The 11,758-nt window shown below is 67.1% G+C and carries 6 protein-coding genes; 4 read left to right on the plus strand and 2 right to left on the minus strand.

What is annotated here, in order from left to right; genetic code table 11:
* Positions 1 to 148 precede the first annotated feature (148 nt).
* Entirely contained in the window at positions 149 to 1,636 is a 1,488-nt protein-coding gene (locus tag CVV68_RS22140) for a TIGR01777 family oxidoreductase (RefSeq protein WP_110503150.1), read from the minus strand.
* A gap of 66 nt (positions 1,637 to 1,702) precedes the next feature.
* Positions 1,703 to 1,999, minus strand: a complete 297-nt coding sequence (locus CVV68_RS22145) for an acylphosphatase (RefSeq protein ID WP_110503151.1) — start codon at positions 1,997 to 1,999, stop codon at positions 1,703 to 1,705.
* 125 nt (positions 2,000 to 2,124) lie between these two features.
* On the opposite strand from CVV68_RS22145, the gene CVV68_RS22150 reads away from it, so the two are divergent.
* From CVV68_RS22150 to CVV68_RS22165, 4 genes are all read left to right on the plus strand, one after another.
* Positions 2,125 to 5,802 (plus strand): TM0106 family RecB-like putative nuclease, encoded by a 3,678-nt coding sequence (locus CVV68_RS22150; protein ID WP_110503152.1) that lies wholly within the window; start codon positions 2,125 to 2,127, stop codon positions 5,800 to 5,802.
* 172 nt (positions 5,803 to 5,974) lie between these two features.
* Positions 5,975 to 7,432, plus strand: a complete 1,458-nt coding sequence (locus tag CVV68_RS22155) for a DUF3375 domain-containing protein (RefSeq protein ID WP_110503153.1) — start codon at positions 5,975 to 5,977, stop codon at positions 7,430 to 7,432.
* Positions 7,429 to 8,151 (plus strand): DUF4194 domain-containing protein, encoded by a 723-nt coding sequence (locus CVV68_RS22160; RefSeq protein ID WP_245933736.1) that lies wholly within the window; start codon positions 7,429 to 7,431, stop codon positions 8,149 to 8,151. Before CVV68_RS22155 ends, CVV68_RS22160 begins: the two co-directional genes overlap by 4 nt.
* Positions 8,148 to 11,450, plus strand: a complete 3,303-nt coding sequence (locus tag CVV68_RS22165; RefSeq protein ID WP_110503154.1) for an ATP-binding protein — start codon at positions 8,148 to 8,150, stop codon at positions 11,448 to 11,450. The genes CVV68_RS22160 and CVV68_RS22165 overlap by 4 nt, the downstream gene beginning before the upstream one ends.
* Positions 11,451 to 11,758: the final 308 nt, after the last annotated feature.

Here is an 11,758-nt window from a genome sequence, read left to right on the forward strand (position 1 = left end):
CTCCACGGCGCCGCCACTTCCCGGTCCCACCCGCCGCCAACGCCCCTGACGATGCTGACCGTTCCAGTCCCGGCAGGTGCTGTCCCGGCGCGACCGCCCACTGCGGATCAGGCTTGACGGACCCCCAGACCCGCCGGACAACGGAGCCTCAGGCCCCCAAAATGTGCCGCAATGCCGCATCCAGGGACTCGTGCCGGAACTGGTAGCCGTCCGCCACAACCTTCGCGGAAGACGCCCTCTGGTCGGCGAGCGCCAATTCTGTGGCACCCTCCCGGCCCAACAACAGCCGCGGGCCAACCGACGGCACCTTGACGACGGCCGGCCGGTGCAGCACTCCGCCCAGGATGTGGGCGTACTGCTCTGCGGTAACAGGGTGCGGGGCCACTGCATTGACGGGACCCTCCATGGATCCGGACAGCACGGCGTGGGCAAAGATCCCAGCAATGTCGTCAATGCCGATCCAGCTTTGCCACTGGTCCTTCCCCAGCGGGCCGCCCACGCCTGCAAGGTACAAGGGGAGCAGCCGCTGCAGGACCCCGCCTGCCGCCGACTGCACCAGACCCGTTCGTACGTTCACCACGCGCACCCCGGCGTCCGCGGCCGGCCGACAGGCCGCCTCCCAGTCAGCGCACACCTGTGCCAAAAAGTCTGTCCCGGCAGGGTCGGACTCCACCATGGCGCGGCTTGACGCCTGGCCGTGGTGCCGGGCCGGATCGTGGGGCGAGGCCCCGTAGTAGCCAATGGCGGACCCGCACACCAGGGTGCGCGCGACGCCGTCGGACGCCAGAAGTGCCAGCTTTTCACTCAACAGTGTCGTCCCCTGGATGCGGCTGCGGTAGATGGCGTCCTTCGTCTTCGCGGTGAAGCGTCCGCCGATGGTGTGCCCCGCCAGGTGCACGACGGCGTCGCACCCGGCCAGTTGCTGGGCGTCCAGGGTCCCCGTCGACGGGTCCCAGAAGATCTCCCCGGCACCGCGCGGGGTCCGGCGGACCAGCTTCACCACCGTGTGCCCGCCGCCGGAGAGGAGCGCGCAAAGCTGCGAGCCGATCAGTCCCGAGGCACCTGTCACGGCCAGTGTCAGCGGACTGCCAGCATGGTGCCGGTGGAACGCCAGCTCGTCGGAAAGCTGCCGGGCACGGAAGGCGAACATCCGCTCCAGCTCCGCTTCAAAGCGCCGAACAGCCCTCGCGCCGGCGGCCACGGACGGCAGCTCATAGTTCACCGTGTCTGTCATGACGGTGCTTTCCGGAACCGGACCCTCGGTAAAATTGTGCCTGTGCGTCCAGCTGGTCAGCGGCCCGCTGGTCATCACGTCGGTAAACGACTCCCCCGGCACCAGCTCCGTGTGCAGGGCCTCCCAGCGCAGTTGGGGCCGCACCGCGTTGAGGCTGCGCAGGCCCGCCGGCAGCAAACCCTGCACCGTGCCCGATGCGGCCCCGAGCCACAGGCCAAGCCCGCCCGGGGCGCCCACGCCAAGCGTCGCCGTCGACCCCGGATTGATCCCGTCACCCGGCTCGGCAAGAACCGACCCAAGGAACGACGGCGTGAGCCTCACCAGGGCGCCGGGCCGGGTAAACCACGTGAAGACCTCGGCCCGCGGGAAGGGAAGGGCCGTGGTGTGGCGGAACGTGTGCATGGTGCCCCCGGTGGTTGAGCCTGTCAGTAATCATTGATCCTGCCGAATTCCCCTGCTGCCCCCACGCTACCCCGAGTGGAAGCCACCCAGCCCCCCTGCAGCGGGACCAAAAGCCGCGTCCACAGCGGACACCCGGCCCGGCGCCTCGTCCGATTCCAGCCAGTCGAGCAACTGCCGGACCGTGCTGTCCGGACCTTCGGCGACCACCTCCACGGTGCCGTCGGCCCTGTTGACGGCCCTGCCGGCCAGCGACAATTCCCGGGCCTTGCGGGCCGTAAGGTAGCGGAAGCCGACACCCTGGACCGTGCCGTGGACAACGGCCGTCAGCCGGACCTGCCCGGCACCTGAGCTGCCGTGCGTCATAAATTGCCTCCCCTGTTGGCCATATGCTCCCACGGATCGGCGCCGGCCGGGAGGGCCCGCGCACTTTGTCGGCCCCCTTGCTAGATTCAAGGGACTGCAATTGAGATCCGCTGGAAGGCGCCGCCATGTTCCTGCTTGACTCCCCCACGTCTTTCCCGGCCGGCTCTGCCCCGGACGACGGCGCTGCCCCCTTGGTATTTTCGGCCTCCGACCTGGTGGTGGCCAGTGAATGCGAATATCGGACGCTGCGGATCCTGGACGAGAAGCTGGGCCGGGCGGCCCGGCCGGGCTTCCCGGAGGATCCCATGCTGCGCAGGGCCGCCGAACTGGGTGACGCGTACGAGCACAAGGTCCTGCAGGAGCTCATTGCCGAGTATGGGGTGTGGGATCCGGCATCGGGCCGCGGTGCCAAGGTTGTGGATCGAGCTGTCGGCCCGGACGGCAGGGCCGCGCCACCCTCCTGGATGGGGCTGGTGGCCAAGCGCGAAGAAACGCTGGCGGCGCTGAGGGGAGGGGCCGACGTCGTTTTTCAGGCAACATTCTTTGACGGCTCACTGGTCGGCTTTGCGGACTTCCTGGTCCGGCAGGAGGACGGCTCCTACGCGGTGTGGGACACCAAGCTGGCGCGCCATGCGCGGGTCAGCGCGCTGCTGCAGCTGGCCGCATACGGCGACCAGCTCGAACAGTACGGCATTCCGGTCTCGCCGGTGACCACGTTGGTGTTGGGCGACCGCAGCCGCAGCGACCACCCCATGGCGGACCTGCTGCCGGTGTTCCGCGAACGGCGCAACAACTTCCTGGCGCTGACGGCAGCCCACCGCGCCCAGCCGTCCGCCGTCCAATGGCTCCAGGCCGGCATCACCTACTGCGGCCGGTGCGACTACTGCACCGAGCAGGTCACCGAACACCGGGACCTGCTGCTGGTGAACGGCATGGCCGGTTCGCTTCGGCGCAGGCTGATGGCGCAGGGCGTCTGGACCATTGAGGCGCTGGCGGGGCTGCCCGCAGCCGAAGCCACCGGCCCGTTGGTGAGGCTGCGCGACCAGGCCCGGATGCAGCTCGGCATGGAAAATGTGGACGGCACGCGGGACTTCGTCACGGACGGAGCCGCCCACACGGTCAGCTTCAAGGTCCTCAGGGACAGCGTCAGCCGCCTGCCGAAACCCAGCGTCGGTGACATCTTCTTTGACTTTGAGGGCGACCCCCTGTGGCAGGACCCGGTGACGGAGAAGTGGGGCCTCGAGTACCTGTTCGGGGCCATCGAGGCCACTGTCCCGGACCGCCCGGCCGCCAGCAAGGAGGTGTTCAGGCCGTTTTGGGCACATTCCCGGGAGGGGGAACGCGTCGCGTTTGTGGACTTTCTGGCCTATGTGGAAGCGCGGCGCAGGGACCACCCCGACATGCACGTCTACCATTACGCGCCGTATGAAAAGTCGGCGTTGCGCAATTTGTCCGTGCTCCACGGCGTCGGCGAGGACACCGTGGACCACTGGCTGCGCTCCGGCCTGCTCGTGGACCTGCTGGACACTGTGCGCCAGTCGGTGCGGATTTCCGAGGCGTCATACTCCATCAAAAGGCTGGAACCCCTGTACATGGGCGGGAACCTGCGCACCGGGGAGGTGAAGGACGCCGGCGCCTCGGTGGTCGCCTATGCGGACTATTGCACCGCGCGCGACGCCGGACTCGCCGGGGACACGAAAAAGGCCGCCGAGGCCGGACGGATTTTGGCGTCGATTAGCGACTACAACGAATACGACTGCCTGTCCACGCTGCGCCTGCGCGACTGGCTGTTTGACATTGGTGCCGCCGTTGAAACGGGTGGCTGGACCGAGGGCAGTGGCAAGCTGGACGCATTCCCAACGGTGGAAAGCGCGTATGAGCCAACGCCTGAAGAGGTGCTGCTGCAGGACTATCTGAACGGGCTGGCCCAGGAAAAGGGCCATGTCTTCACGAATGACGAGAACGCCATCGCCATGGTGGCCGCGGCCGCCAGCTACCACCGGCGCGAGGACAAGCAGTTTTGGTGGGGCCACTTTGACCGCCTGGACACCGCGGTGGACGACTGGCCGGAGGAACGCAACACCTTCCGGGTCCACTCCGCCGAACTGGTGGACGACTGGGCGAAACCAACGCCCCGTTCCAATGAGGTCCGCACCCTCCGGCTAACCGGAACAGCCAGTGAGGGATCCGATTTCCGGCCCGGAACACGGTGGTTTGGCATGTACGGGATGCCGCTTCCGGACGGTTTTGATGGAGAATCGGCCAGCAGGCTGGGGCGCGGGGGTGACTTTAATTTCACCATCGTGGAAGAGGACTCCGATCCTGCCACGCCGGAGCTGACCGCACTGGTGGTGGCGGAAAAGTCCACGAAGAAGATGCCGGCCCACGACCAATTCCCCCTTGCCATGACCCCCAACCAGCCGGTGGCCACCAAGAGCATCCGCGAGGCGCTGGCAGTCCTGGCCAACACGGTGGGCGGCAAGCTCCCGGTCCTGCCCAGGCAGCCCGGCGTCGAGATCCTGCGCAAGGCCCTCCCCAGGCTGGACGACGGCGGCCCCCTCCCGTCCGCCGTCGAAACTTCCGATGGCCACGGGCCGCGGCAGGTGGACTACATTGGCGCCATCACCGCAGCCGTGCTGAAACTGGACCACTCGTACTTGGCGGTCCAGGGACCTCCCGGCACCGGAAAGACGCATGTGGGCTCGCACGTGATCGCGAACCTCGTGGCGCGGGGCTGGAAGGTTGGCGTTGTGGGGCAGTCCCACGCGGTGGTGGAAAACATGCTCCGGGCCGCCATTGAAAAAGCCGGTGTGGACCCGGGGCGGGTGGGGAAAAAGCTGGCCGAGCCGCATGCCGTGGCCTGGGACACCACGGACGATAAACAGTTCGGCAAGCTGCTAAACGGGCCGGGAGGGGCCTTGATTGGCGGCACCGCCTGGACCATGACCGGCGCCAATGTCCCGGCCGGGTCGCTGGACTTGCTCGTCATTGACGAGGCTGGGCAGTACTCCCTGGCCAACACGCTGGCCGTCGCGCAGGCCTCCTCGCGGCTGCTGCTGCTGGGCGATCCGCAGCAATTGCCGCAGGTCACGCAGGGCGCGCACCCGGTTCCTGTTGATGAATCCGCGCTCGGATGGCTGTCCGGGGGCGAATCCACCTTGTCGCCGGAGAAGGGCTATTTCCTGACCGACTCCTGGCGCATGCATCCCGACTTGTGTGCCGCCGTGTCGCATTTGAGCTATCAGGGCAGGCTGAAATCCGCGCCGGCGGCCTCCGAACGCCGCCTGTTGGGCAAGCCGGCAGGCGTGGAGACGGTGCTGGTGTCGCAGTCCCCGGATTCCGGCCGGGAGAACAAGCAGTCCTCGCCCGAGGAGGCCGCGGAAGTGGTGGCCCAGGCGAAGGTGCACCTCGGGCTGGCATGGACGCCCGGCGCAGGCGAGCCACCGCGCCCGCTGGTGCAGGAGGACATCCTGGTGGTCGCGGCCTACAACGCCCAGGTCCACCTGGTGCGGGGCACGCTGGATGCGGCCGGCCTGTCGGGGGTCAGGGTGGGCACCGTGGACAAGTTCCAGGGCCAGGAGGCGCCCGTCGTGCTGGTGACCATGGCGTGCGCCGATCCCACCGGGGCCCCACGGGGCATGGAGTTTCTGCTGAACCGGAACCGCATCAACGTCGCGGTCTCCCGCGGCCAGTGGCGGGCGGTGATCATCCGCTCCCCGGGACTGACCAACTTCATGCCGTCCAAGCCGGCCGGCATGGCCGAGCTCGGTGCGTTTATCGGCCTGTGCAACCGCGGCGTCTGAGCCCGGTGAAACCTGGCCGGTCAGCGGCGGTGTGTCCTGGCCCAGGCCCGACCCGGCCCAGCGGACCACCGCGGTGACGGAGCTGGACCGCGTGACACGTGCGCGGCATGAATCCGGCAGCCGTTCCACGCGATAAAATGAAACACCGCTTCCCGACTTTCGAAGGCACTCCATGCGCTCCACTGAAAACGCCGTTGCGCACTGGCATGCCCAAACGCAGCTGCGGCTCAGCCCGGCGTGGCGGCTGATGCAGGCGGCACCCTGGACGGTTGCCTTCCTGCGGGCCGAATTCACGGCCGCCAGGCAGCGCGTCCCCCTGGAGGAATTCCACGCCGACCTGGCCGCGTTCATGAAGGAACTGCGCAGCGAGAACCTGAGCTTGAACGAGTCCTGGCAGGCCTCCAACTACGCCGATTCCTGGGTGCGCAGCCAGTTCCTGGGCCGCCCCATGGTGGATGGCCGCTTTGTCTACGAGCCGACGGCGGCCACCTCACGGGTGCTGACATTCCTTGATTCGTTCACGGTGGACCGGACCAACCTGAACCGCTCCCGGCTAAGCGCCCTGCTGACCAGCATCGAAACACTGTCCTTCCAGACGGATCCCAATCCCGACCACCGCATTGCCGTGCTGGAAGCGGAAATCGCCGAGCGCCAGGGCGAAATTGAGGCGCTGCGGAATGGCCAAAACCCGGCCGTCCTTTCCGACACTTCAGCGGTCGCAGCCACCCGCAGCGTCCTGGACCTGGCCTCCAGCCTTCCCGCCGACTTCAAGCGCATGCGCGACGGCGTGGAACTGATGCTGCACACCATCCGCCAGGAAATCATGGAATCCTCCGTCACCAAGGGCGTTGCGGTGGGCCAGGTCCTCGAAGGCGACAAGGCACTGCGCGACACCGCCGAGGGCGAAACGTTCCAGGGCTTCACCGAATTCCTCAACGACCCAACCCAGCAGGCGCGATTCCGCCAGTCCGTCAACGAAGTGCTCGAACGCGGCTTCACGGACCAGCTCACGGCGGAAGAGCGCAGCACCCTCGCCACACTGGTCCGCGAAATGCGCCGCCAGGCCGCGGACGTCCACGCCATTTACGGCCGCCTGTCCGAGAGCCTGCACAGCTACGTCATGTCCGACGAGTTCAAGGAATCGGTCCACCTGCGCAAGGCCATCCACACCGCCGAACAGGCAGTCGCGAAGGCCGCACTGGGCCCGCGGACCCCCGTGGTGGAACCGCTGCTGTACGCGCCCAGGCTTGAAACGCTCTCCGGCCTGGGTATCTTCAACCCCGAAGACCACGTCCCGCCGCCCCCGCTGGCAGCCCCGCCGGCCCTGAGCGACGCCGACATCCACCGCACCCCCTCCACACCGCAGCCGGACATGCCGGCCCTGCACGCCGCCGTCGCACTTGCCCGCAGTACGCGCAACGGCACGGCCACCCTCGCCGACGTCTACGCCGAACTGCCGGCCGGGCTGCACCACATCAACACCATCCGCGGCCTGGTTCTCGCAGCCCGCGCCACCGACCAGGCCGTGGACCCGGCCCGCACCCAGACACTCCGCTTCACCCAAATCGACGGCACCGCACGCACCGCACGCCTGCCGCTGGTCACGTTCACAAAGGACACCGCACCATGACCCCCCATTCCGTGACTCCCCCGGAAATGTACGACGCCGGGACCCCGCCACTGGCTTCCAGGGGCACCGAGGCGTACCGTTCCGAGCGGTCCCTGTTTGCCGGAGACACCGGTTCGTTCCCCCTTGAACTGCGCCAGGCGCTGGTGCGCCTGCTGCGCGGACCGTACATTGACGGCACCGCCGACGCACAGCTGTGGAACACCATCCTGACCCACCGGGCGTCGCTGCAGCAGTACCTGAGCGAAGTCTTCCTGCTGTTGACGGTGGATCCCGAGCGCAAGATCGCCCTGCTTGCCCCGGCGGAAATCGACGCCGTCCACACGCAGCCCATCGTGGCGCGCAAGCCGCTGCGCCGTGAGGAGACGCTGCTGGCCCTGCGCCTGCGCATGCTGCTGGACCGGCACGCGGGAACCGGGACCGACGTCACCGTGACCCGCAGCGGCGCACGGGAAATCCTGGCCGAGCACCGCCAGCCCGGAGCCGTGGATGACAAGCGCCTGGACGAACAAACGGACGCGTCGCTGGCCAGGCTGCTGGCGTTGAAACTCCTCGTTCCCACGGAAGTGCCTGGCGAATACCGCGTCAGCAATGCCCTGGCCCTGGCCCTTCCGTTTGATTCCATAGACCAGATCCCCGCCTACCTGGAGGCCCTGGACAACGCCCCCGACGGCGGGGAAGCCCCTGTCCAGGACGATACTGCCGAGGAGAGTGCCGAATGAGCATTGCCACCACCTTGCCCATCGGTACGGAAATCAACCCCGGCCAGTACCGGCTCAGCGAGATCCAAATCATCAACTGGGGCACCTTCCACGGCCGCCACGCCATGTACGTGGACCGCGCCGGCACCCTGCTCACGGGCCACCCGGGTGTTGGCAAGTCCACCTTGTTTGACGGCATCCAACACATTTTCTATGCGGCCCCTCGGCTGAACGAATCGGCCCACGAGGCCTCCAACCGCAAGGACCGCCGCACCACCTTCAGCTACATGCGCGGCCGCAAGATCAAGACCGCGGACGGCATCGTGTACCAGCGCCCCAGCGCCACATGGTCAGCCACCGCCCTGGTCTTCGAGGACGGCCTGGGCCGCCACGTCACCATCGCCGCCCTCTTTGACCTGCCCGCCAACGGTCTCGAAGGCCAGGTGGGCAAGCACTACGTGATCCATGACCGGCCCCTCGACACGGAGGCGCTGGAGAACCATGGCAGCCGCCGCTTCTCACCGTCGTCCCTGCACACTGCGCTGCCCGGCTCCGAGGCCTTTGACGTGCACAAAACGTTCGCCGAGCGTTTCCGCCGCAAGCTCGGGATTGACAATGACAAGGCATTCAGCCTGCTGCGCACCCTGCAGAACGGCAAGGGCCTGGACAAGGGTGTGAACAGGTTCTTCCGCTACGAGGTGTTGGACAAGCCGGCCACCCTGGCTGCGGCCAAGGCCGCCGTGGACGACTTCAGCCACCTGCGTGGCATATACCGCCAGCTGGAGGACGCCCGGGGCCAGCGCGATGCCCTGGCCCCGGTGCCCGAACTGCACAGAAAACTGCGTGAATTCAGGGAATCCCATACGCGTACAGTTGAGCTAAAAAACGTCCAGCTGCCCCTGTTGAGGCGCCAGTTCCAGGCCGAGCTGCTGGCTGCCAAGGCCGTGGCCCTGCGGGAAGGGCATGCCCAAACACGTGCTGAGATCGATGCCGCGGCATGTGCCAAGGACGCCCTGGTCGATTCCGTGGCTGCCCTGGACGAACAGCACGCCAGCCATGGCGGGCGCGCCATCGAAGGCCTGGAGAAGGACATCCGGACAGCCACCCGGGAACTCGAGGAGCGCCTGCGCCTGGAATCCTCCGTTCGCGACGACCTGGAGAAGGCAGGCCTCGACGTTGACTGGACCCCAGCGGGCCTGGAGACCGCACGCCAAGGCGCGGCGGCCGGCGTCGAGCTTCAACAGTCGGAAACCGAATCCGCCCGCAACCTCGAATACGAGGCCGTGGCAGCAAGCATCAACGCCAAGGCGGAGGAAAAGAAGCTCCGCGCGGAGATCTCCTCGTACCAGCGCCGCGACAGCAACATCGATGGCCGCAGCGCGGCTACGCGGCGCGCCATCTGCGCCGAGACCGGGCTGGACCCCTCGGAGGTGCCGTTTGCCGGCGAACTGGTGGACATTGGCGGAGAACACAGCGCATGGCGCCCGGCCGCGGAAAAGGTTCTCCGCTCCCTGGCCACCACACTGCTGGTCCGCGGCCAGGACATCAAAGCCGTCACGAGCGCCATCAACGCGCTGGAAGGCCACGGCAGGCTCCGCTGGATCAACATGGCCGCCGCGGTACGTGCCGCAGAGGCCGGCGAGGACCACCTCGCCACCAAGCTGGAATTCCAGAATTCCGCCGCCGGAAACTGGCTCCGCGCAAAGGTGACCCGCGACTTTGGCTTCCGTTGCGTGGACAGCGACGCAGAGCTTCACGAACACGACCGCGCTTTGTCCCTGGCAGGCACGCTAAAGGCCAACGCTGCCACCTTTGAACGTGACACCCGCCCGGTCAATCCAGCCGACTACCTCCTCGGTTTCAACAACGTCGACAAGATCGCCCAGTTGGAAGCCCGTGCGGACGACCTGGCGGCCGCGTGTAAGAGCGCTGCTGCGCTGGCTGACCAGCGCAGCAAGGCAAAGGACCAGCTGACAGGCCGGCTCGCGGCACTCAAGCGGGTGGCCAACGACCGTCGGCCGTTTGAACAGTTGGATTCGGCTGGCCTGGCCGCACAGCTGGGGAAGCTGCGGCAGACCTTGCAGGCGGCCATCGACAGCAGCACCACCCTGGCCAGCATCAGGGCCGAGCTGGGTGAGGCCAAGGCGGAGCTGGAGGCTGCCGTCGGGCGCCTGGCCGTGCTCAACAACAACCTTTCAGTGCTGGAGGGGGAACTGCGCACCGTCGAGGCATCCGCGGAATCCACCAAGGCGCAGGCCGGGGCGGAACCGCCGTCGGCCTGGGCGGTGGAGGAGTTCGCCCCCTACGTCGCCGATGGCGGGCCCGCAACCCTGGAGGAACTGGAACAACCGTTCAGCAGGGCGGCCCTGGACCTGGGCGAGCGCGCCGCCGCCGTCAAGGAACGAATCTTCCGCAGCGATGCGGCCCTCGGAGAAACCTTCAAGGCCTTTGCCCGAGAGTTTGGGCCAAGCATGAGCGCCAGTTACGGCACCGGCGCCGACGCCGCCGAACAATATGAAGAACTCTACGAGCGGATCATTTCCGACGGCCTGCCGCAGCGCCAGGAGGAGTTCCGCGAATATTTCAACAACCGGTCCTACGAACGATTCTCCGACCTGCTGCAACTGCTGGAGGAGGAACGGCGAGCCATTGGGGAAAGGATTCTGCCACTGAACCAGATCCTGGCGGAAGTTCCCTTTGAAAAGGGCAGCCGGCTCAGGCTGGAAGTGGCCACGAGCATCCCCGACGAGGCCCGCGCTTTCCGTGCCGAGCTGAAGGAGGCCCTCGGGAACGCCTACACCAAGGCCACCGAGGAAAAGATGGCCACCAGCTACCAGCAGCTTGAACGGCTGGTGGACGCGCTAAGCGACTCCTCCATGCAGTCCTGGGCAGACACGGTCCTGGACGTCCGCCAACACGTAACCATCAGCTGCAACGAACACCGCCCCAACGGTGAAGTGGAGTTGGGCCTGGAACCAGGGACGCTCTCCGGCGGCGAGGGGCAGCGGTTCACTTCATTCATCATGGGCGCCGCCCTGGCCTACCAGCTGGGCATCGACACCCAGGGATACAGCACTTACGGTACGGTCATGATCGACGAAGCCTTCATTCAGGCCAACTCCGAATACGCAGGGGCAGGAATTAACGCGCTGCAGGAATTCGGCTTCCAGCTGCTGCTGGCGGCGCCGGAGGACAAGGTGGACCTCTCCCGGCATCTGGGCTCGGTCACGGACATCATCAAACACCCGCAGGCAAACATCTCCGGCTTTGTCTCCTCGGGACGCTCCCCCGCCACGGCCACGGACATCATCCTGCGATAGCGGGGCGGTTGGTCCTGTGGTTGCGGTAGCGGCGGACGGGCGCCTGGGCCGGTGATGGCGGGAAGGCGCCTGGAGCTCCCCGAAGCCTGGCTCTGCGGGGCCCGCTGGTGCCTGGCCTGGTGCGGGGCCCGCGGGTGCCTGGCCTGGTGCTGTGGTGGTGGTGGGGGTGGGGGTGTGGGGGGGTTTAAATGTGGGGAGGCCCCAACACGGTGTGTGTTGGGGCCTCTACCCTTTTTGGTGTTGTCCGGCGGTGTCCTACTCTCCCACATCCTGTCGAATGCAGTACCATCGGCGCTGTGGGTCTTAGC

Origin of the sequence: Arthrobacter livingstonensis (genome assembly GCF_003219815.1) — a bacterium.
GTDB classification, from domain to species: domain Bacteria; phylum Actinomycetota; class Actinomycetes; order Actinomycetales; family Micrococcaceae; genus Specibacter; species Specibacter livingstonensis.